A 19,935-nucleotide genomic window follows, 5' to 3' on the forward strand; every position below is an offset into this window, starting at 1 on the left:
GATCACAGAGGGTAATTGTCCCGTGAATCGCTTCGGTTTTCCAGAGCCTCCCTAAGGGGCCTTCAAAGGCTTTGCTCCGACAACATCAAGCGGTGTTGCTGGTATCGAGGCAGATGCCTGTCGACAACCCGTTCCCAACGATTTACTCGCTGACCAGCATAAGTAAGCCTGGTTTGCCAACAGCGGCAGATTGCCTACTCCACTCTTCGCAACTTTTGTCGGTTTGGGCGTCTCTTGCAAGGGTGCTTGGCAGGCCGGTGCTTAGGGTCGTTGGCGAGTGTTTTTACTTCGCTCCTTGAGCAGCGCCACCCTCTACGACAAGGTCTGGGATCTGCATCAGGTGGCCCAGCTGCCCGGCGGTGCCACGCAGCTGTTCATCGGCCTGCACCTGATCCATGAGGTCACCAGTCCCCAGGCTTTCGCGGCCCTGCGGGATCTGGGCTTGAGCGTGCGCCACCCCGAGCGCACCGTGGCCACCGTCGACCACATCGTGCCCACCACTTCTCAGGCGCGGCCCTTTGCCGATCCACTGGCGGAGGAGATGCTCGCCACGCTTGAGGCCAACTGCGCTGAGCACGGCATCACCCTGCATGGCCTCGGCAGTGGCCGTCAGGGCATCGTGCACGTGATCGCTCCCGAGCTAGGCCTCACCCAGCCGGGCATGACCGTCGCCTGCGGCGACTCCCACACCTCCACCCACGGTGCCTTTGGTGCGATCGCCTTCGGCATCGGCACCAGCCAGGTGCGCGACGTGCTCGCCAGCCAGAGCCTGGCCATGGGCAAGCTCAAGGTGCGCCGCATCTGGGTGGATGGCCAGCTGCAGAGCGGCGTCTACGCCAAGGATTTGGTGCTGCATGTGATCCGCACCCTCGGCGTGAAGGGCGGTGTGGGTTACGCCTATGAATTCGCCGGCCCGGCGATCGAGGCGCTCTCGATGGAAGAGCGCATGACCCTCTGCAACATGGCGATCGAGGGCGGCGCCCGCTGCGGCTACGTGAATCCCGATCAGGTCACCTTCGATTACCTGAAGGGCCGGCCCTTTGCCCCCGCCGGTGCGGCCTGGGATCAGGCGGTGGCCTGGTGGAGCAGCCTGGCCAGCGGCGTAGATGCGTCGTTCGACGACGAGGTGCGCTTCGATGCCGCCGCCATCGCTCCCACCATCACCTGGGGCATTACCCCGGGCCAGGGCATCGGCGTGGATGAAACCGTGCCCACCCTGGAGCAAACCGAGCCCGACGAGCGGCCCCTGGCTGAAGAGGCCTATCGCTACATGGATCTGCAGCCCGGCACCCCGATCGCCGGTACCCCGGTGGATGTGTGCTTCATCGGCAGCTGCACCAACGGGCGCCTCAGCGATTTGCAGGCCGCGGCGGCCGTGGCCAAAGGTCGCAAGGTGGCACCCGGGATCAAGGCCTTTGTGGTGCCGGGCAGCGAGCAGGTGGCCGCAGCGGCCGAAGCTGAAGGCCTCGACAAGGTGTTTGTGGAAGCAGGTTTTGAGTGGCGCGAGCCCGGCTGCTCGATGTGCCTGGCGATGAACCCCGATCGCCTGGAGGGCCGCCAGATCAGCGCCAGCTCCAGCAACCGCAACTTCAAGGGCCGCCAGGGTTCGGCCAGTGGCCGAACCCTCTTGATGAGCCCCGCGATGGTGGCTGCCGCCGCCATCAACGGCCGCGTGAGCGACGTTCGCACCCTCCTCAACGCCTGATCCGATGACCACCTCCACACCGTTCCCCTCCGGTCCGATCCGCAGCGTCAGCGGCACCACCGTGGTGGTGCGCGGCGATGACATCGACACCGATCGGATCATCCCGGCCCGTTTCCTCAAATGCGTCACCTTCGATGCGCTGGGTCCTGCAGCCTTCGCCGATGACCGCGCTGAGCTGGCGGGCAGTGATGCCGGCCCCCACCCATTTGATCGCCCGGAGCATCAGGGCGCTTCGATCCTGCTGGTGAACCGCAACTTCGGTTGTGGCTCGAGCCGTGAGCACGCGCCTCAGGCACTGATGCGCTGGGGCATCCGCGCGGTGGTGGGCGAGAGTTTTGCGGAGATCTTCTACGGCAACTGCCTGGCGCTCGGAATCCCCTGCCTGGTGGCTGACCACGACACCATGCTGGCGATTCAGGCCGCGGCGGAGGCCGATCCGGCCGCCAGCGTTGCGGTGGATGTGGCGGAGGCGCGGCTCAGCTGCGGCGATCAGAGCTGGCAGCTCGATCTGGCCGCTGGTCCGCGCCAGATGCTGGCCACCGGTCAGTGGGATGCCACTGGTCAGCTGCTGGCCAACGCCGAAGCGCTGGCTGCGACGACTGCGCGCCTCCCCTATCTGAACGCGTTCAGCGTCGCTTGAGCCTGCTGGCACCGCCAGTCGTGGCGGCCACTCGCGCAAGTGTCTATCAAGGAGAGAGGACGGTCCGTGGCCGATGCGCTTCCTCTCTTCTGTTCAGCCGGCCCTAGCGGCCCTTCTCCTGATCGCCCCGGCGGCCGTGGCGGCGGCTCAGCCCCTGGTTGTTGAGCCCTACCGCTCTCCTGCGACGCAGGGCTCTCCACCCTGGCCCCAGTGCCGTGGTTGTGACCTGCGCGGTGCCGATCTCAGCGGCTTGCTGCTCAATGGCCTTGATCTGCGGGAGGCGGATCTGCGCGGTGCTGATTTGCGCGGCAGCAACCTGGAGGGTGCGGATCTCAGTGGTGCTGATCTGCGCGGCGCACTGCTGCAGCAGAGCTGGCTGAGCAACGCCGATCTCAGTGATGTGGATCTGCGCCAGGCCAATTTGCGCGATGCCGTGTTGATTCAGGCCCTGACCCCTGGTGTGCAACTCGAGGGCGCTGTGTTGATCGGTGCCGACTTCACCGGCAGTGATCTGATGATTGGCGGCGAGGAGGCTGGCCCTGATCCGCTTCCCCCGCTGCGCCCCTAGAAGCCGCGGCGTTGAATGGCCTGATCCTGCGCCAGGCCAGGCGGGGTGTAGGGCACGAAGGGCACACCGGTGCCGCGGAAGTTGAAGTCGTTGAGCTTTACCCGCACGCCGCCGATGCCCTGATAGGGGCTGTAGTAAACGGCCAGCTCATAGGCACGCCGCTGCCAGCGCAGCTCCACGTAGGAATCCACCACATCACCGAAGAACTCGGAGTTGGGATCGGTGTTGACGCCGATGCCGCCGCTCAGCATCAGCGGTCCCACCAGCTGCTGGGTGAGCCCCAGGCCGATGGTGCTGAGATCCACGATGCGATCAAAGCTGAAGGGGCTGACGCCCTGGCGCAGCGTGCCACCGCCGGTCACGGTGAACTGGGTGTAGTCGAAGAAGTTGTTCTGCAGGTGTCCCAGCGTGAGGGTGGGGCCGCCGCTGATGCTGAAGGCCTGCTGACTGGTCCCATCGCCGTAATAGGCTAGGTTCATGTTCAGGTTGGTGTTGATGGCCAGGCCTGGCACGATCGGCGTGGAGCTGAAGCGCGTGGCCAGTTCCGTTTCGGGATTGAGTGGTTTGCCGGTCCAGAGCGGCAGCCGGCTGTTGATCGAGCCGTAGACGTTGGCTCGCCACAGATCCGCCAAGTTCACGGAGTTGAACTCAGTTCCCTGGAAGTTGCCGAAGCCAGCGCGCCAGAACATCGTGTTGGTGAGTTTGCCCAGGTTGGGGAGATCGCGGGTTTGCTCTAGCGAAGCCCCCAGAGCGGAATACACGTCCTGCTCACCGAGGGAGCCGTTCCACACCCGATAGCGATAGGCCCCGAAGCCACGGGCCGTGGTGCGGCCGATCACCGGCAACCGGAAAGAGCGGCTGATATCCCCCCAGCTGCGGGTGCCATTGGCGAAGTTGCTTGGATCAAATGTGGAGAAATCACCCACCACATCGATCTTGAGCCCGAGCACGCGCGTGTCGAAGCGCGCCAGCAGGCCGAACAGATCGCCGATGCGGGTGGGTTGGCTCTGGGGAGAGCTGCCGATTGGCAGGCCCGGCAACACATAGCTGCTGGTGGTGCCATCGAGGGCCCGGCGCACCATGAACTGGGGCTGCAGATTGAGGGTGCCGCGCTTGCCCACTTCCAGTGGCTTGAGGTTGTAGCCGAGGTAGAAGCCATCTCGATCTTCTGAATCCACCGCCATCACCCAGCGGTTTTCCACTTCGCGGTCTTTCTCGAAGCGCTGGTTGCGTTGCAGCGCAATCGGCAGGCGATCTTCCAGGATCAGTTGATTGCTCTTGGCCTGAATCACCAGATCGCCATTGGGCTCCTGGCGTGCCACCACACCACTGGCATCCACCCACGACTGCGCCGGTGTGTAGGGGTCATTGGTGAAGGCAGCTCGATCGGCCCGCCAGCCGTCGGGGGTCACGCTCAGCCGGTTGGCCTGGATCCGCCAGCGGCTGATGGTGCCGCTCACGAACTTATTGCCAATCTCAGTGTTGAGTGGTTGAAGCTGTTGTGGGCGAACTTGTCCGTAGGTCACTTCTGCTTCCGTGATGAGATCAGCATCAGGATCCACACCTGCTCTTCGTTCAACGGAGAGGCTCTGCTGGAACTGCAGGTCACTCACCCGCTGATCGACCGCTGCGGCAATCGCCTTGTGCCGCAGTGCTTCCTGCCGCCCCGGGCTGAGCGCGCTGGAGCGGCTCCCAGCGTTGGGCACGTCCAGCGGCGTTCCTGTGGCTTGCTGGGCTGAACCGAGGGCCACCTGATTGAGCTGATCGCTCAATGGTTTGGATTGCGGCTGCCCCCCGCCCGGGCAGCCAGCCGGTGGCTGCATCGCCACGCTGAACCGTGGCGACGGGCTGCTGCCGAAGCGATAGCGCATGCCCACCAGGTAGGCGTTGCTGCCTTCGCTCACCCCGCTGTAGGTGCCGTAGGCGCCCGATCGGTGGTGGATGCGGCCCACCAACGACCATTCCGGCCGGATCAGGGCCTCTACCTCAAAGCCGAGGTAGTTCAGAAACGTGGTGTAGTTCTCGCGGAACGTTTTCTCGTAATTGCTGACGTTGGTGTTGAGGCTCACGCCCTCAAAGAACGCCAGGCTCAGCCAGGGCTGCAGCCAGGCCCGCACCCCGAAGCTCCAGGTGAACTCGCCGAAGGTTTGGGCTGGTGTGTTGGCGTAGGGAACCTTTTGGTTGAATTCACCGCCCTGTTGTTCGTAGGCGTGGTGCAGCAGGGCGTTGGAATCGAATTCCAGAGCCAGGGGGCCGGCGCGCAGCAGGCGCTTGTTCAGGCCTGCACCCCAGAGGTATTCCGGCCGCATGCGGCCGTTGAACAAAAAGGTGTCGCCGAAGTTGGCGCTGATCATCTGGCCGCCCCAGACGGTGGCGGCCCATGGGTAGGGGCGCCAGTTCGGCACCGGGGGAAGCGGCGGCGGGCAAGCCATCGTCTGGGCCTGCGGTGATAGGGCCACCGGAGGCATTTGCCAGGCATCAGCCGGAATGGCTTCCGGAAGGCCGGAGGGGAGGTTGAGCGCTGCGCTCTCCCCGTTGAGCGGTGTTGCACTCAGCTCATCCGCCACCCGCGCATCGGGATCCGGCAGCGGTTCAGCGTCGAAGCTCACATCGGCATCGAACGGTGGCGCCGACGCTGACCAGTAGCTCAGCGGGAGGAGCGGGGCTGCGGGTGTCTCGCTTGGGTTGAGATCGAGGGCGGCGCTGTCGAGATCGACAACGCCGTAGACCTCGTCGATCTCACCGCTGTTTTCGATCAGGCTGTAGCGGAGCTTGCTCGCCTGCAGGTATTGATTGCCGCGTTGGAAGCGAACCCGGCCACTGGCGTAGATCGTGCGGGTGGCGCTTTCGTATTCGATCCGATCCGCCAACAGGCGGCCGCCGGCCAGGATTACCTTCACGTTGCCAACCGCCACAAACCGATTGGCCAGTAGGTCGAAACCCTGGCTGTCGGCGCTGAGGTCGATGTCGATGGGTGGCTTCTGCGCCGGAGTGGCCTCAATCAGGCCAGCAGCAGACGATGGGCGAGCTGGCTGGTCGGAGGCCGCAGGCGCCGCGGGTGATGGCTGCTGCTCGGCTGCAACAGCGTGACCACCGATCAGAACCGATGCCGATCCCAGCACCGCAATCAAACGGCGGACGCGTTGCGGGACAGGCACCGAAGGGAATTAAGAGGGCGTGATCCTGACACGCCTGCGGCCGGAGCGCCGATCAGGCTCCTGAGGGCGGATCACTCCTCCAGGTCTTTACGGCTGGGGGTGCGGCTGGGATCGCTGGCCAAGAAGCCGAACACGAAGATCCCGATGAAGAAAAAGACGACGGAGTAAACCGAGATCTTGAGGGCGAGCATTGGTTCTGTCCGGCGGTGACAGGGAGTAACGGGCGCCAAGTGGGCCCTGAGTGACCCTGCGGCAGCTGCATCATCCTATGGGTCGTGATCGCGTTGACCGATGCCGGAGGGCCCAGACAGCGCTGTTCGCTCCTGGATTGAAACGTTTCAGGCCCAATCCAGGCTGGATCTCAGGCCGCTCTGGCGGCGCGCAACCCCATCGGGCGGGAGCGATGTGGCGTTGTTGGATCCCTGGGGAGCCCGTTGTCGCCCCGATTGGCATGCCCGCGGTCTGGTGATCTGGCCCCGCGGTGGGCAGTGGCTGCAGTTGGAATTGGAACTGCTCTGCCCGCCGGCCTGGCAGCAGCGCCAGCAGGGCGATCGCCTGGCGCGTCTGGTGCTGCGCTGGTGGGCCGATGCCGTGGAGCTGCGGGTGGATGGCGAGCGGGTGCATCAGGGCGATCTGTTCGATACCGCCTGCCGTTGGCCCCTGCCGGCGGCTTGGTGGAGCGGGCAGCCGCTGCAGCTGGAGTTGCGTCTGCGCTCCCCCCTCCATGACGACGGTGCACTGATCGCCAGTGCGGTGGAGCAGGAGCCCCTCGATCCGGCAGACCCCACCGGTGTGCTGGTGGCGCCGCGGCTGGCCCTTGCGGCCCAGCGCCTGCCGGCGGATGCCCAACCGGGACTGCTTCAACAGCTCCAAGCTTTGGATCCTGTCGATCCCGCTGCTGCTGCTGCGGCTGCTGCGCTGGAGCCCTGGCTGCGGCAGCAGGTTCAGATCCATCCGCCCAATGCGGTGCAGGTGCTCGGCCATGCCCACCTGGATCTGGCCTGGCTCTGGCCGGTGGCGGATACCTGGCAGGCGGCAGTGCGCACCTTTGAATCGGCGTTGGCGCTGATGGAGCGCTTCCCGCAGCTGCATTTCGCCCACTCCACCCCGGCGCTGTACGCCTGGATCGAGCAGCACCGACCAGCCTTGTTCGCTCGGCTGCGAGCGGCGATGCAGGCCGGGCGTTTTGAGCCGATCAACGGCCCCTGGGTGGAGAGCGATTGCGTGCTGATCGGCACCGCCTCGTTGCTGCAGCAATTCGCCCTGGGCCAGGCCTACAGCCGCACCCGTTTCCCTGAGTGGGAGCACAACCTCTGCTGGCTGCCCGACAGCTTTGGCTTCAGCGCCGGGCTGCCGGCGGTGGCCCGCAGCACCGGGGTGGAATGGTTCTGCACCCACAAGCTCGCTTGGAACAGCGGCCAGCCTTTCCCCCACCGCCTCTTCCGCTGGCGCAGCCGCTGCGGCAGTGAGCTGTTGGCACTGGCCACCGCGCCGATCGGCACCGACGGTGATCCGCTGGCGATCGACGCCTACAGCCGCGCCTGGCAGGCCGCCACAGGGGTGGAGCAGGCCCTGTGGCTGCCCGGCGTGGGCGATCACGGCGGCGGGCCCACCGCCGAGATGCTCGAGCAGCTCCAGCTCTGGCAGCAGCAACCCTTGGCCTGCCCCCAGACCCACGGCAGCCTGCGCCAGTACCTGGCGGGGTTGAAGCCGCTGGCACCGCAGCTGCCGGTGTGGCGCGATGAGCTCTATCTGGAGTTGCATCGCGGCTGTGCCACCAGCCGGCCGGATCAGAAGCGCCATAACCGCAGCCTGGAGCGACTGCTGCGGCAGGCGGATCTGGCTCTGGCGCTGCAGCACCTGTTCGCTGCGCAGGGGGCACCCGTGGCACCCGCCGACTGGCGGCCTCTGCTGTTTCAGCAGTTTCACGACATCCTTCCCGGCACCTCCATCCCGGAGGTGTTCGAGCAGGCCGAACCCCAGTGGCGTGCCGCCCGGCGGCAGGCGCGTCGTTGCCGCGATCAGGCGTTGCAGGCTCTGCTTCCCGAGCACAACGGCTGGTGGTTGGCCCAATTGCAGCTGCAGGCTGCCGGGCCCTGCACCCTGCGCCTGCCAGCGGGGGTCTGGCGATTGAGCGATGCCGAGGCCGCCCTGCCCCAGCAGCCGGCCCCAGGAGGCGGCACCTGGGTGCAGCTCGCCCTGCCGGCCGGTGTGGCAGCAGTGCCCTTGGAGCGGGGGCCGAGCGAGGCAGTGCTGGCGCTGGAGCCGGCTGAGCTGCAGCATCCGGTGGCTCTTCACACCAGCGAGCAGGGCTGGCAGCTCAGCAATGGGCTTGTGCGGGCACAGTTCGGCCCTGCTGGCCTGGAGCAGCTCTGGGGGGCGGATGGTGTGCCGCAGTTGGCGGGGCCGTTGGCCTGGTGCCGCTGGAACGACCACGGTGAGTTTTGGGATGCCTGGGATCTCGCCGCGGATTACCGCCAGCACCCGCTGCCGCTGCAATGGCAGAGCGGCCCCGATCTGGCGGAGCAGGGGCCGCTGTGTACGCGGTTGGTCTGGCGCGGCCGTTGCGGCAGCAGTCGGCTGCGCCTCGATGTGCAGCTGCGCGCGGCATCGCCCTGGCTGGAGCTTGTGCTGCAAGTGGATTGGCGTCAGCGCCATGAGCTGCTTCGCTTGGAGCTGCCCCTCGCGCAACCGGCTTGCCGCTACGCGGCTGACACGCCCGGCGGCGTGATCGAGCGCCCCGCTGCTGCCGTGAATGGCCGCGAGCAGGCCCGCTGGGAAGTGCCTGCCATCAGTTGGCTTGCCTCGCAGGCGGAGGCCGGTGGCGGTCTGGCCGTGCTGCTGGATGGTCCCCAAGGGGTGTCGGCGGAGCGTGAGCGCCTGGGGGTCTCGCTGCTGCGGGCACCCACCTGGCCAGATCCTTCAGCGGATCAAGGTCTGCATCGACTGCGGCTGGCCCTCTCGCCCTGCGCCCAGGGCTGGCGCCAGCAGGCGGTGCCCCAGCAGGCCCAGCGCTTCCGGGAGCCTGTCTGGTTGCGCCCTGCTTCGGGTGGTGACGCGCCCGGGGGATGGCCGGATTTGGATCTGGGCTCTGAGGCACTGCAGATCGTGCAGCTGCAACCGCTGGAGCAACCCGGAACGGCGCGGCTGACGTTGCAAAACCTCAGCCCGCAGCGCCAACAGCTGCGCTGGCCTGAGGGTTGGAGCGCCCGCCGCGAGCTGGCTCCTGAGCCAGTGGCCTCCACAGCGTCTGCAGGAGCGGCCGATCGGCTGCTGCCCTGGCAGCTCGGCAGTTGGCTGGTGAGCTGTGGGAGTGGCCCTCTTGATCAGTCGTCGTGATCGTCGAACGGATCGGTGAGGCCCTTCGACGGCGGGCCGAAGGCGGTATAGATGCCAAAGCCGGTGAGGCCCAGCAGCACAGCCAGCACGGCCAGTGCCACCGACATGGCTGGGGACGACGTTTCCATCACAACTCTCGACAGGCACAGCCGCGGCGGCTGCCGCGGCCCTTACAGTAACGAGACTGACCCTTGCCAGAGAGCACAGCCCGTCATGGCTCAACGCACCCGCCTGGGAGATCTGCTGCGTCCCCTCAACTCCGAGTACGGCAAGGTTGTTCCCGGTTGGGGCACCACCCCGGTGATGGGTGTGTTCATGGCCCTGTTCCTCGTGTTCCTGCTGGTGATCCTGCAGCTGTACAACAAGTCGCTGCTGCTCGACGGCATCACCGTCAACTGGAACGGCGTCGGCTGATCGGATGAACGTCTTCGGAGTCGGACTGCCGGAGCTGGCGGTCATCGCGGCCATCGGACTTCTGGTTTTCGGCCCGAAGCGTTTGCCCGAGTTGGGCAAAACCCTTGGACGCACCCTGAAGGGCTTTCAGAGTGCCTCCAGCGAATTTGAGAAGGAATTTCGCAAGGCCGTCGACACGGTTGAAGCCGAAGTCACCGCAACGAGCGTGCTTCCTGCTGAGCAGGCTCAAGCGAGTGCTGCTGAATCCGCTGCCAAGCCGCAAGCGTCCAGCGCCTCGTCTGAGCCCGCCTCAGAGGCCTGAGCTGCGCAGCTGAACCTTGATGGCTGGCCCTGAAGGCATCGCCCCCCTGCAGCTGCTGGTGGGCCTCGGTAACCCTGGTGACAAATACGCCGGTACACGCCACAACGTGGGCTTTATGGCGCTCGAGCGCTTAGCAGCCCAAGCCGGTGGCAGCTTCAAGCAGCAGAGCAAGCTGCATGGCTTGTTGGCTGAGGTGGGTGTGGGAGCCAGGCGGCTGCGCCTGCTGATGCCGCAGACCTTCATGAACGACAGCGGCCGCTCGATTCGCGCCGCTCTCGATTGGTTTGATCTTGAACCCGCCCAGATGCTGGTGCTGGTGGACGACATGGATCTGCCACTGGGTCGTTTGCGCTTGCGCACCAGTGGTGGTGCCGGCGGCCACAACGGCCTGCGCAGCACCATTGCCCATCTGGGCGGGCAGGAGTTTCCGCGCCTGCGCATTGGCATCGGTGCGCCGGCTCTCAATCCCGTGGAGCGCAAGCAACGCACGGTGGGCCATGTGCTGGGCCGGTTTGCGCCCGCCGAGCAGCCGGTGCTCGATCAGGTGCTGGAAGAGGTGCTCCAGGGCGTCGACCTGATTCAGCGGCTGGGCTTTGAGCGTGCCGGTAACCGATTGAACGGGTTTGTGGCGCCGGCTGCGGCCAAGCTGGTTGAAGCCCCGCTTGGCTGAGGAGCGCCGCTGTGAGTCGTTTGCCTACCACCACGGCTCAGTTGCGGGTGCTGCACCAGAGCTTCAGCCAGCGCCTGCTTGAGGGGGAGGTGAGCGCTGGAGGCTTCCAGTGGACCTTCAGCTGGTTCTTTGATCGTGGTGAGCTGTTGGTGGAGCCCTCCCTCGGCCGGGCCCTGATTCACGATGCGCTGCTGAGGTTTCTGCTCAAGGCCGATTACCAGCTCGAACCCGGCGGCGATTACGCCTTCACGGTGCGGGCCAAGTTTTAAAGCTCAGCGGCTGAGCAGGCGCAGGCTGCCTGGGCGCTGCAGCAGCGTGCCGAGGTGGCGTTCCAACAGGAGCTGAGCCACCACATCGTCCACGTCGCGAGGAGGGATGCGCAAACCGCGCGGCAGCCATCGCCGCCAGCTGCGCGCGGGCTCCAGCTGCCAGTAGCGCTCCCGGGCGGCGAGGGTGGTTCCCGCTTCCGGGATCAGCAGCGCGGCGAATTGCTGGGCGCTGAGCCACTGGCGCCAGGGCTGGCTGCCGGTGCCATCGCCCAGCAACACCGTGCTGAAGCTGTGGGTGTTGCTCCACTCCAGCAGCAGCTCCTGGCAGCGCTGCGGCGGCAGGACCCCCGCCGCCAGCACCTCAAGGCGATTGCTATCCGCTAGCACCAGGCCGCATTTGCTGCGTCCGGGGTCGATCGCCGCCAGCTGGCTCAACGCGGTACAGCCCGTAGTTCCACGGCCACTGGATCCACCAGATCGCCGTTGCGCAACGACACCGCTTGCAGTTGCACCACCTGCCCAGCGGGCCGGTTGGTGAGGGCGTTGCTGAGCTGATTCACGCTGGCGGCATCGAACTGCAGGCCGCTGGCCAGGCTCCCCGCCCGCTGCACGGTGTTGTAAGCCGAGGCCAGCAGCACATTCAGGCGGCTGCGCACCTGCTCCGCACTGCGTTCATCGCCCTCCAGCACGGTGGTGGCCAGTTGCTCGCCCGCTTTCACCACCTGCCTGTTGCGGCGGACATCGGGAAACGCAACCACCTGCCGTTCGCCCTTAAGCACGTTGGCGGCTGAGATCAGGCTCACCACCCAATCACCGCGTTTGCTGAGGATGCCCTCCAGCTTGGTGATGTCGCTGCGCGGAACGAGCAGGATCTGGCGGTTGGGTGTCTGGCCGGGCAACACCCGCTGGTACACGTTGGTGTTGGTCTGGCGCAGCAGCGCTTCGATCACCACCTTGGCCTGCTCGGGTTTCTCGATCCGCACCTTGGCGATCTCCAGTGGCTGGCCGCTGCTGATCACCACATCGCCCCGGCGCAGGGCGATCAGGTTGGTTTCGAGCTGCTGCAGCTCCTTGGCGGAGGCGCTGATGCGGTTGTTCAGCCGTGCCAGTTCCTGGCGGTTGCGCTGGATGTCGGCATCCTTGGCGCCGATCTCGCGGCTGAGCTGATCGCGTTCCTGCTCCAGCAGCCGGCGCTGTTGCAACAGCGGTGCCAGCTCCCTGCGCAGCGAGGCGGCCTGCGCTTCCACCATGGTCAGCTGGCTGCGGGCCTGCTGGCGCCCCTGTTCGGCCGCTGTCAGTTCGCTCTGGCTGCGATGCAGGGCTTCGCGCCCCTCCCGCAGGCGCCGCTCGAGCTGGTCGAGTTCAAACAGGCCGGTGCGCAGCCGATCGCTCACCAGCAGCATCAGGCCGAGCGAGATGGCACTGATCAGGCTGCCGGTGAGCACCGTGATCACCACCGCCGTGCGGCGCGGCCGCATCCCCAGCAGGCTCAGGCGGGCCTTGCCCACCTTGGAACCGAGCCGATCGCCGAGGGTGGAGAGCACTCCACCCAGCAGCAGCAGCGCCAGGATCAGCAGCCAGCCCGACACAACCTTGCGCGACGACGCTCAGTATCGGTGGACAGCGTTCAGCTGAACCGCTTAGCCAGGGCCAGCGGATCAAACACTGTGATCTTCTTGCGATCGATCTGCACCAGGCCGGCATTGCGCAGGTCGCCCAGTAGTCGGGTGATCGTCACCCGCGTCGAACCAATCGCCTCGGCGATCGCTTGATGCGAAAGGCGTAGATCGATGGTGATCCCTTCGCTGGTGGGCACGCCGAAATCGCGGCAGAGCACCAGCAGGAAGCTCACCAAGCGCGACGACATATCGCGGTGGGTGAGGGTTTCGATCATCGTTTCGGTCTGCAGGATGCGCGAGGAGAGGCCTTGCAGCATCAGCAGGCCCACGCTGGCGTCGAGCTCGATCGCCTTGCGCACCGAAGCGGCCGGGGCCGTGACCATCTCCACGCGGGTGAAGGCCACAGCGTGATAGAAGCGGTCGGAGCGCTGACCGGTGAGCAGCGACAGCACCCCGAACAGGCTGTTTTCCCGTAGCAATGCCACGGTGATTTCCTCGCCGGATTCATACACGCGCGAGAGCCGTACAGCGCCTCGCCGCAGCAAATACACCTTCTCGGCTGGATCGCCGGGGAAGAAGATCGTTTTGCCGCGCTCCACCGTCTCGGTGGTGCTGCCACTCAGGCCTCGGATCACGTCCAACAGGGTGGCGTTGGATGCCGTGGGAGATCCGGCCACCGGTGAGAGCCCTGCGGCGCCGGTGGTGGGGCTTGGTGAGTAGCGGCTGAAGCCTGGTTGGGCGCCGACCATAACGGCGGGGCAAGGTGAGGCGGACCCTACGGATCACCCCTGCGGGCTCTTGTAGTGATTGACACTATTTCGGGGCTTGCTCCAGCGCCTCCCTCTGACTGTGCCGAAGCTGCTGCAATCCCTCATCCGCCAGATCGAGCAGCGCATTCAGCTGTTGGCGCGAGAACGGAGCGCCTTCGGCGGTGCCCTGCACCTCCAGCAATTGCCCCTGGCTGTTCATCACCACATTGAGATCCACCTCGGCCCTGCTGTCTTCGCTGTAGTCGAGGTCGAGCAGGGCTGCGCCATCCACCAGCCCCACCGACACCGCCGCTACCTGCTCCAGCAGGGGTGAGCGGCTCAGAACGCCGCGAGCTTCCAGGCGCTGCAGCCCAAGGGCCAGGGCCGCCCAGGCGCCCGTGATCGAGGCGGTGCGGGTGCCGGCGTCGGCCTGCAGCACATCGCAGTCGATGTGGAGGCTGCGTTCGCCCAGGGCTTCGAGATCAAGGCAGGCCCGCAGGCTGCGGGCGATCAGTCGCTGGATCTCCTGGGTGCGGCCCGAGAGTTTCATCAGCTCCCGCGGCTGCCGGCTGGGTGTGCTGGCGGGCAGCAGGCGGTAATCGGCGCTGAGCCAGCCTTTGCCAGAGCCCTGGCGCCATTTCGGCACGCCTTCCTCCAGGCAGACACTGCAGATCACGGCGGTGCGGCCGGTGTACACGGTGACGGAGCTGAGGGCGAAGCCCATCGGATCCCAGCTGAAGCGCGTGGGGCGTAGATCGTTCGTGCGCCGGCCGTCGCTGCGGGAGGGGGCTGCGGGCATGGGCTGGGCCTGGTTCTGCGTGATCTCGATGGTACGGGTGTTTGCACTACCGGTAGTGGCAGTTGCTTGCTCACCGGTCTGACACCGCTACATTCAGGTACCAGCGCGGCGGCCAAGCGGAGATGACGGCGAGCATTGCAGCCCTTCCCGGCAGTGGCTCCAGCGGCCCCTTTCGCCCTGGCCATCGTGCGCCGGGTGGCCGCGCCCTCGGCTCGGCGCCGTCCACCGCCGGCCGCAGTCTGCGGCTGGTGGCCCAGCAGGAAGGTCTGCTCCAGGTGCACACGGCTCCGTTTCGCGGCAGCTTCAGCGGGGTGTTGAGTCAGGCCTTGCGCAGTGCCGGTCTGGGCAGCCGTGTGTTGATCAGTCAGTTCCTCAAGGGTGGTGTTGACCAGGGCCTGGAGCGCAGTGTGTGGTTGTGCGGACGCCTTCAGTGGCTGCGCCCTGCCGTAGCCAGTTGCCTTGCGGAGCCTGCGTCCGCTGATCAGGCCGGATTTGCTGCCTGTGAGGCCGTTCGCGACGTGTGGACCTTCACCCGCGAGCAGATGCTGGCTGGCCAGCTGGATCAACTGGTGCTCGATGAGCTGGGCCTGGCTGTCGAGCTGGGATACCTCGAGGAAGCGGAAGTGCTGTCTGCCCTCGAGCAGCGGCCCTCCCACCTGGATGTGATCCTGACGGGGCCCTCCATGCCCAGCTCCCTGCTGGCGATGGCGGATCAGGTCACCCAGCTGCGCCGAGGTTTCTGATGCTCAAAAACGACCGCTGGATCAATGAGCAAGCCGCAGCGGGCATGCTCGAGCCCTTCCAGCCCAAGCTGGTGCGTCACCTCGATCCGGATAACGGCGTACAGCCGGTGCTGAGCTTCGGCTGCTCCTCCTACGGCTACGACCTGCGCCTTTCCCCCCAGGAATTTCTGATCTTCAAGCATGTGCCGGGCACGGTGATGAACCCCAAGCGGTTCAATCCGGCCAACCTTGAGCCTGCGCCCCTGCACCGCGACGACGACGGCGACTACTTCATCCTCCCTGCCCATTCCTATGGGCTTGGCGTGGCGCTGGAGAAGATGAAGGTGCCAGCCAACATCACGGTGATCTGCCTCGGCAAGAGCACCTATGCCCGGCTGGGAATCATCGTGAACACCACGCCGGCGGAAGCCAGCTGGGAAGGGCACCTCACGCTGGAGTTCAGCAACTCCTCGGGAGCTGATTGCCGCATCTATGCCAACGAAGGCATCTGCCAGCTGCTCTTCTTCGAAGGCGATCCCTGCGAAACCACCTACCAAGACCGCGCCGGTAAATACCAGCACCAGCCCGAGCGGGTCACCCTCGCCAAGGTCTAAGGCGCGAGCCGTGCCTTATGCAGGCGGCTCTTCTCGTACCAAGCAGCGATCTCCGGGGCCCAAGCCTGCATGTGCGGCCACATCAGATCGCAGAGCACCCGGATCTCCTCCTGGGCATCGAGCTTCGCCCGCAGGTCCATGAAGTGCAGGAAGGCCCGCAGCGAGAAGCTCACCACGAAGTGCTGGCGGTAGTCGAAGGGGAGGATGCCGCGGGCGTGCTCCTCAGCGAAGCCGGCCGCAAGCATGTCGCGGTAGCGCTCGGCAGCCAGCCGGCAGAGCTCGAGATCCTTGCTGCGCTCCTCAGCGGTGTAGGCGTATTTCTTGCCCTGGCGATCGCTGTAGTGGCCTTCCGGGCGCAGATAGAACACCTCCTCGAGCTCAAGCTCGCCGTTGGCGGCCCTGCAGATGCGATCGCCCGTGTAGCGCATCGATTGCACATCGAAGCTCACGCCCACCCGATGGGTGCGGGCCTGTTGCATCACCGAATGGGGGAACCAGCCCACGTTGAGCACGATCTGAGCGTGCTCGAGCGGTCCGTAGTGGCCGCGCTCCCCAGCCAGCAGCCGCTTCACGCAGATCTCGCCGGCTTTGGTTTCATCGGGCCATTCGGCGCGATCGGCGGCCACGAACCCCTCGCTGTAGTCCTGGTGCATCGCGGCGTAGATGCACTGCTGCGGGTTGGGGGTGGCGGCGATCAGCTCAACCCGGAAGCGGTTCATGGGGAAGGTGCCGGCGCCCGCCGGACTGCGGTGGCTGCAGGGTAGGCGGGGTTGGTTGGATCAGCCGTGGCTGCGTGGACCCGCCATCGGCGATGCCGCCAGGGTGGGTTGCAGGCTGCTTTGGCTGGCGAGGCCCGCCAGCTGCGGCAGCGGGGTTTCGGCGATCAGGGCTGTGGTGAGGGCTTCAAGCTCAGGTTTGCTGCGGGCGCCGAGGGCACGGCCGATGGCGTCGCCGGAGGCGTTGAACAGTTCCAGCTGTGGAATCCCGTTCACCTCATAGCGGTCGATCTCCGGTTGCCAACGCGGGTTGTCGACATTGAGGAGCACCACGTCGAGTTGGCCGTGGTGTTGCTGTTCGATTGTTTCCATCGCTGGTGCCATGGCCTGACAGGCCTCACACCAGTCGGCGTAGAACTCCACCAAGGTGGGGCGTCCGTCTCCAAGGGCTACGGAGAGGTCGAGGGATTGGCGCGCCAATTTCTCCAGGGGGGCGGCCGGTTGCAGTCCCCCCCGCAGGGCAAACAAGGCCAGCGCCAGCACGGCGCCAAGAGCAGCCAGCAGCATGCGGGCGCGGCGTCCAAGCAAGGGTTGGTCCGGGGAGTCGGGCGTGGGTGCGCTCAAGGGGGGAGCCTGATGGCGGATCAACAATCTGCCAGTCTTCTCGCTCTGATTAGCCTGTAGGCCGGCGGGCCAGCCAGTGTGAAGCGCCGCATCACCCTCCATTTCCCCCGCGAGGCGGTGCATCAGCCGATTGCCTATCGGTTGGCCGTGGAATTCGATATCGCCGCGAAGATTCTGCGGGCCCAGATCGCGCCGAATCAGAGCGGCACGATGGTGGTGGAGCTCTCCGGCGACATTGATGATCTCGCCGCCGCGGAGCATTGGTTGGAAAGTCAGGGGCTCGGCATCAACCGTGCCTCTGGCCAGATTCGGGTGGATGCGGAGCGCTGCGTCGATTGCGGCATCTGCACCAGCGTCTGCCCCAGTGGCGCCCTGAGCAGCAGCGCTCCCTCTTGGCAGTTGCAGTTCGACGCGCAACGCTGCCTGGTGTGCGAACAATGCATTCCCACCTGTCCGTTCGAGGCCATCGCCCTGGTGCTGGAGCCATCCCCGTGAGAGCTGTGTTTGGTCTGTTGCTGCTGCCGCTGCGGGCACCGATGTTGTTGGTGCTGCTGCTGGTGAGCGGCTACATGGGGCTGCATTGGGCGGAGGTAGCTCCCCTGCTGCTCACCCGGGCTGAAACCCCTCTGCAGTTGGAATTGGCGGGGCCGCTCTTCTGGCCCCTGCAATGCCTGCAGGCTCTGGTGGTGGTGGTGTTCTGCGCCATGCCCGATCTGCTGCTGCGGGAGTTGTCGCAGCTGATGGCCGCCAGCAAGGCGCTCACTCTGGTGGTGACGCTGCTGATCGTGATCACCGGGGGGCTTTACCTGCTGCACCTGGCGGTCTTGGCCGAGGTGCTGGTGTTGGCGTCGTCTGTGCTGCTGGCCCGCCTGGATCTGAGCCGTCTGCGCCTGGCGCCAGCTCCGCTGATGGGAGCTCTCGGACTAAGCGTGTGGGTGCTGGTGGGGATCAGCCTGGGGGCTGTGGTGCACGACCGCCTCGCCCCTCTATTCGCCTAGTTCCCTTGGCAGATCTGGGCTGGATCTCCCTGCAGCAGTTGGTAGCTCCAGCGGTTCCCCAGCACCTTTTTTACATAGAGGCGCGTTTCTGGGTAGGGGATGGCCTCGCTCCAGAGTTCTGGCTCCTGCTTGGGGTCAGGCAGGGCTGGCTTCAGCCAGCTCGCCACTGCGCCTGGCCCGGCGTTGTAGCTGGCCACCGTGAGGAAGGGTTGGTTGGGCCAGAGCTGCTGCAGGCGTTGCAGGTAGCGAGCACCCAAACGCGCGTTGAGGGCTGGGCTCTGCAACTCCTCGGTGCTCACCCTTCGGCCAGCCAGTTCGGCGGCTGTATCGGGCATCAGTTGCAGCAGCCCCACGGCACCCACCGGCGAACTCACGCCCGGGCTGAAGCGTGATTCCTGCCGCGCCACGGCCCAGAGCAGCTCCTGATCCACGCCCTCGTCCTGGGCAGCCATGCCCAGTTCCGCCTGGAAGCGCCTTGGGTGTTGCTGCGCGGCCCGTTGCCACTGCTGGCGGCAGTCGCTTTGCGGCAGTCGCAGGTTGGCGAACTCCAGTTGGCCGAGGCCGGTCCAGTCATCGCCGATGCCGGTGCGAAGGCGCCCTTCCAGCAGCAACTGCTCAGGGCCCTGGGGCGAGCGGCCACCACGCTGATGCCGCCAGCTCTCCCAGGCCTCCAGGGCCTGCCCGGTGCGCCACAACGCATCCAGCCGCGGGTTGCCGCTGCCCAGGGGTTGCCAGGTGAGTTCGGGCTGGTTGCTGCCGGTTGCTGCCCGTGCGGCGGTCGGCAGCGGCTGTTCGAGCCGCACCATGGCGCGCCAGCTGTAGTAGCCCACGGGCTGGGTGTGCAGCAGCGTGTGCCAGAGCTCCTTCGCCCGAGCGCTCTGGCCTTGCTTCTGGGCGATGTAGCCCTGCCAGAACAGCTGCCGCGCCGCCAGGACTGCCGGCAGCTTGGCGCTGGAGATGGCCCCCAGGATCTGATTGGCCTCCGTCCAGCGCCGCTCAAGCAGGGCCTTGCGAGCCAGTTGCCACTGCAGTTCCCAGCTGCTCGGTTCTTCAGGCCACCGTTGCAGTACTGCTTGCCAGGGGATGCGTTGCTCCAGCGCCAGCCGGGCCTGCACGGCTGACCCGTTGCGCAGGTTGGCGGGCAGTTGCTCCAGCAGCGCGAGCGCTGCGGCGCCGGGCTCCTCGGCCAACAGGGCGGTTGCTTCTGTGCCAACCGGGCTGGTGGGGTGCTGGAGGGCGAGCTTCAGCAGCAGCTGTTGGCCTCGCTGCTGTTCGGCGCTGTTGCCCCGCAGCAGGCTGCGCCCCAGGCTGAGGCCCAGCTCCGGCGATGGCGGTTGACCCGCCAGGCAGCGCTCGGCTGGCTCCCATTGCCCCAGCTGCAGCAGTCCGCTGGCCAGCTGCTGGCGTTGCACGGGGGTGAGCGGTTGTTTGGGGTTCTGGCAGGCGCTCAGCAGCAGCGCTTCAGCGCCGGGCCAGCGGGCACCCCAGCGGGCCAGATGCAGGCTGTCGCCGGCTTCCACTGCTGCGGCCAGGGCGGCGGGATGGGCGGGGAAGCGGCGCAACAGCTGCGGGTGCTCGCCCAAGGCGTAGAGCGCATCTGCGCTGGCGGGTTCCTGCGGGAAGCGGCGCTGCAAGGCTTGCCACAGGGCCTGAGCACGCGGCCCCTGGCCCAGGGTTGCTGCGCTCTGGGCGGATTGCTTCAACACCACGGCGGCCAGGGGCCCCTGACCCCAGCCCTGACCCTGGAGCAGCTGTTGGCGTTCCTTGGCCGTGCGCTCGGGCTGGGCGCTGAGCAGCAGCGCCGCGTCGCGCCGGCGCTCCGGATCGAGGCTGCCCCAGCGAGCCGCTTGCAGTGTGGCGGTGCTGTTGCTGGGGTTGAGAGGTGGTGCCAGCTGGATCAGCGCCTGGCGCGCTGCGGCCAGCGCGATCCCGCTACCCAGGCAGGTGGCACCGATCAGCAGGACGGCGGAGGGGCGCAGCTGGGGCAACGCGGTGCAACAGGTGTTGGCATTCTTGGGGAGATCTCATCC

Annotated in this window: 22 protein-coding genes; 12 read left to right on the forward strand and 10 right to left on the reverse strand. The window is 66.4% G+C overall.

Annotation, left to right across the window (positions count from 1 at the left end; genetic code table 11):
• The first annotated feature begins 295 nt into the window (after positions 1–295).
• The 3 genes from leuC to H9532_RS00755 all read left to right on the forward strand — a co-directional run bounded on the left by leuC (position 296) and on the right by H9532_RS00755 (position 2,913).
• Positions 296–1,705, forward strand: coding sequence for a 3-isopropylmalate dehydratase large subunit (gene leuC / locus H9532_RS00745; protein WP_296364795.1), 1,410 nt, complete (start codon positions 296–298; stop codon positions 1,703–1,705).
• A gap of 4 nt (positions 1,706–1,709) precedes the next feature.
• Positions 1,710–2,345 (forward strand): 3-isopropylmalate dehydratase small subunit, encoded by a 636-nt coding sequence (locus H9532_RS00750; protein WP_296364797.1) that lies wholly within the window; start codon positions 1,710–1,712, stop codon positions 2,343–2,345.
• A gap of 73 nt (positions 2,346–2,418) precedes the next feature.
• The gene (locus H9532_RS00755; RefSeq protein ID WP_296364799.1) at positions 2,419–2,913 is read left to right on the forward strand and encodes a pentapeptide repeat-containing protein; all 495 of its coding nucleotides are present in this window, start codon (positions 2,419–2,421) and stop codon (positions 2,911–2,913) included.
• Here H9532_RS00755 and H9532_RS00760 read toward each other — a convergent pair.
• Both H9532_RS00760 and H9532_RS00765 read right to left on the reverse strand, forming a co-directional pair.
• The gene (locus H9532_RS00760; protein ID WP_296364801.1) at positions 2,910–6,071 is read right to left on the reverse strand and encodes a DUF3769 domain-containing protein; all 3,162 of its coding nucleotides are present in this window, start codon (positions 6,069–6,071) and stop codon (positions 2,910–2,912) included. The two genes, H9532_RS00755 and H9532_RS00760, sit on opposite strands and share 4 nt — an antisense overlap.
• A gap of 71 nt (positions 6,072–6,142) precedes the next feature.
• On the reverse strand, positions 6,143–6,262 hold the full coding sequence (locus H9532_RS00765) for a photosystem II reaction center protein I (RefSeq protein ID WP_010312075.1): 120 nt from the start codon (positions 6,260–6,262) through the stop codon (positions 6,143–6,145).
• A gap of 100 nt (positions 6,263–6,362) precedes the next feature.
• Here H9532_RS00765 and H9532_RS00770 point away from each other — a divergent pair, with 100 nt between their 5' ends.
• Positions 6,363–9,410, forward strand: coding sequence for a glycoside hydrolase family 38 C-terminal domain-containing protein (locus H9532_RS00770; RefSeq protein WP_296364803.1), 3,048 nt, complete (start codon positions 6,363–6,365; stop codon positions 9,408–9,410).
• Here the strand turns inward: H9532_RS00770 and psbN are convergent.
• Complete coding sequence (gene psbN, locus H9532_RS00775) at positions 9,398–9,538, reverse strand: photosystem II reaction center protein PsbN (RefSeq protein ID WP_296364804.1); 141 nt, start codon at positions 9,536–9,538, stop codon at positions 9,398–9,400. The genes H9532_RS00770 and psbN overlap by 13 nt on opposite strands.
• Before the next feature lie 85 nt (positions 9,539–9,623).
• Here psbN and psbH point away from each other — a divergent pair, with 85 nt between their 5' ends.
• Genes psbH through H9532_RS00795 form a run of 4 tightly spaced genes read left to right on the forward strand, consistent with a single transcriptional unit; the run spans position 9,624 to position 11,064 of the window.
• Positions 9,624–9,824 carry a photosystem II reaction center protein PsbH gene (gene psbH / locus H9532_RS00780; RefSeq protein WP_010312068.1) on the forward strand — a complete coding sequence of 67 codons (201 nt, stop codon included), beginning with the start codon at positions 9,624–9,626 and terminating at the stop codon, positions 9,822–9,824.
• A 4-nt stretch (positions 9,825–9,828) separates the two neighbouring features.
• On the forward strand, positions 9,829–10,125 hold the full coding sequence (locus tag H9532_RS00785) for a TatA/E family twin arginine-targeting protein translocase (RefSeq protein WP_296364807.1): 297 nt from the start codon (positions 9,829–9,831) through the stop codon (positions 10,123–10,125).
• A 19-nt stretch (positions 10,126–10,144) separates the two neighbouring features.
• Entirely contained in the window at positions 10,145–10,795 is a 651-nt protein-coding gene (gene pth / locus H9532_RS00790) for an aminoacyl-tRNA hydrolase (RefSeq protein WP_296364809.1), read from the forward strand.
• 11 nt (positions 10,796–10,806) lie between these two features.
• Complete coding sequence (locus H9532_RS00795) at positions 10,807–11,064, forward strand: DUF3146 family protein (protein ID WP_296364811.1); 258 nt, start codon at positions 10,807–10,809, stop codon at positions 11,062–11,064.
• A gap of 3 nt (positions 11,065–11,067) precedes the next feature.
• Here H9532_RS00795 and H9532_RS00800 read toward each other — a convergent pair whose 3' ends face one another.
• From H9532_RS00800 to rph, 4 genes are all read right to left on the reverse strand, one after another.
• Positions 11,068–11,499: a resolvase gene (locus tag H9532_RS00800; RefSeq protein ID WP_296364813.1), complete on the reverse strand. Its 432-nt coding sequence runs from the start codon at positions 11,497–11,499 to the stop codon at positions 11,068–11,070.
• The gene (locus H9532_RS00805; protein WP_296364815.1) at positions 11,496–12,653 is read right to left on the reverse strand and encodes a DUF3084 domain-containing protein; all 1,158 of its coding nucleotides are present in this window, start codon (positions 12,651–12,653) and stop codon (positions 11,496–11,498) included. The genes H9532_RS00800 and H9532_RS00805 overlap by 4 nt, the downstream gene beginning before the upstream one ends.
• Positions 12,654–12,691: 38 nt before the next feature.
• Entirely contained in the window at positions 12,692–13,432 is a 741-nt protein-coding gene (ntcA, locus tag H9532_RS00810) for a global nitrogen regulator NtcA (protein WP_296364817.1), read from the reverse strand.
• A 64-nt stretch (positions 13,433–13,496) separates the two neighbouring features.
• Entirely contained in the window at positions 13,497–14,231 is a 735-nt protein-coding gene (rph, locus tag H9532_RS00815) for a ribonuclease PH (protein ID WP_296364819.1), read from the reverse strand.
• Between the two features lie 122 nt (positions 14,232–14,353).
• Between rph and H9532_RS00820 the strand changes: the two genes are divergently transcribed.
• Together H9532_RS00820 and dcd are read left to right on the forward strand one after the other, a co-directional pair.
• Entirely contained in the window at positions 14,354–14,974 is a 621-nt protein-coding gene (locus H9532_RS00820; RefSeq protein WP_296364821.1) for a cob(I)yrinic acid a,c-diamide adenosyltransferase, read from the forward strand.
• Positions 14,974–15,567, forward strand: coding sequence for a dCTP deaminase (dcd, locus tag H9532_RS00825; protein ID WP_296364823.1), 594 nt, complete (start codon positions 14,974–14,976; stop codon positions 15,565–15,567). The genes H9532_RS00820 and dcd overlap by 1 nt, the downstream gene beginning before the upstream one ends.
• On the opposite strand, the gene thyX is transcribed toward dcd, so the two are convergent.
• Positions 15,564–16,286 carry an FAD-dependent thymidylate synthase gene (gene thyX / locus H9532_RS00830; protein ID WP_296364825.1) on the reverse strand — a complete coding sequence of 241 codons (723 nt, stop codon included), beginning with the start codon at positions 16,284–16,286 and terminating at the stop codon, positions 15,564–15,566. The two genes, dcd and thyX, sit on opposite strands and share 4 nt — an antisense overlap.
• A gap of 60 nt (positions 16,287–16,346) precedes the next feature.
• Positions 16,347–16,850 (reverse strand): thioredoxin domain-containing protein, encoded by a 504-nt coding sequence (locus tag H9532_RS00835; protein WP_296365004.1) that lies wholly within the window; start codon positions 16,848–16,850, stop codon positions 16,347–16,349.
• Between the two features lie 135 nt (positions 16,851–16,985).
• On the opposite strand from H9532_RS00835, the gene H9532_RS00840 reads away from it, so the two are divergent.
• Both H9532_RS00840 and H9532_RS00845 read left to right on the forward strand, forming a co-directional pair.
• On the forward strand, positions 16,986–17,402 hold the full coding sequence (locus H9532_RS00840) for an NIL domain-containing protein (protein WP_296364827.1): 417 nt from the start codon (positions 16,986–16,988) through the stop codon (positions 17,400–17,402).
• Positions 17,399–17,905: a hypothetical protein gene (locus tag H9532_RS00845; protein WP_296364829.1), complete on the forward strand. Its 507-nt coding sequence runs from the start codon at positions 17,399–17,401 to the stop codon at positions 17,903–17,905. Before H9532_RS00840 ends, H9532_RS00845 begins: the two co-directional genes overlap by 4 nt.
• Here the strand turns inward: H9532_RS00845 and H9532_RS00850 are convergent.
• Positions 17,902–19,893 carry a lytic transglycosylase domain-containing protein gene (locus H9532_RS00850; protein WP_296364832.1) on the reverse strand — a complete coding sequence of 664 codons (1,992 nt, stop codon included), beginning with the start codon at positions 19,891–19,893 and terminating at the stop codon, positions 17,902–17,904. The two genes, H9532_RS00845 and H9532_RS00850, sit on opposite strands and share 4 nt — an antisense overlap.
• Between the last annotated feature and the right edge of the window lie 42 nt (positions 19,894–19,935).

It is taken from the genome of Vulcanococcus sp. Clear-D1 (genome assembly GCF_014654725.1).
Taxonomy (GTDB): Bacteria; Cyanobacteriota; Cyanobacteriia; order PCC-6307; family Cyanobiaceae; genus Vulcanococcus.

Coding starts and splice junctions, on each gene's coding strand:
- psbN (WP_296364804.1), bottom strand. CDS start 9,538: ATGGAAACGTCGTCCCCAGCCATGTCGGTGGCACTGGCCGTGCTGGCT.
- H9532_RS00820 (WP_296364821.1), top strand. CDS start 14,354: ATGACGGCGAGCATTGCAGCCCTTCCCGGCAGTGGCTCCAGCGGCCCC.
- rph (WP_296364819.1), bottom strand. CDS start 14,231: ATGCCCGCAGCCCCCTCCCGCAGCGACGGCCGGCGCACGAACGATCTA.
- pth (WP_296364809.1), top strand. CDS start 10,145: ATGGCTGGCCCTGAAGGCATCGCCCCCCTGCAGCTGCTGGTGGGCCTC.
- psbH (WP_010312068.1), top strand. CDS start 9,624: ATGGCTCAACGCACCCGCCTGGGAGATCTGCTGCGTCCCCTCAACTCC.
- ntcA (WP_296364817.1), bottom strand. CDS start 13,432: ATGGTCGGCGCCCAACCAGGCTTCAGCCGCTACTCACCAAGCCCCACC.
- H9532_RS00785 (WP_296364807.1), top strand. CDS start 9,829: ATGAACGTCTTCGGAGTCGGACTGCCGGAGCTGGCGGTCATCGCGGCC.
- H9532_RS00765 (WP_010312075.1), bottom strand. CDS start 6,262: ATGCTCGCCCTCAAGATCTCGGTTTACTCCGTCGTCTTTTTCTTCATC.
- H9532_RS00835 (WP_296365004.1), bottom strand. CDS start 16,850: ATGCTGCTGGCTGCTCTTGGCGCCGTGCTGGCGCTGGCCTTGTTTGCC.
- H9532_RS00750 (WP_296364797.1), top strand. CDS start 1,710: ATGACCACCTCCACACCGTTCCCCTCCGGTCCGATCCGCAGCGTCAGC.
- thyX (WP_296364825.1), bottom strand. CDS start 16,286: ATGAACCGCTTCCGGGTTGAGCTGATCGCCGCCACCCCCAACCCGCAG.
- dcd (WP_296364823.1), top strand. CDS start 14,974: ATGCTCAAAAACGACCGCTGGATCAATGAGCAAGCCGCAGCGGGCATG.
- H9532_RS00770 (WP_296364803.1), top strand. CDS start 6,363: ATGCCGGAGGGCCCAGACAGCGCTGTTCGCTCCTGGATTGAAACGTTT.
- H9532_RS00755 (WP_296364799.1), top strand. CDS start 2,419: ATGCGCTTCCTCTCTTCTGTTCAGCCGGCCCTAGCGGCCCTTCTCCTG.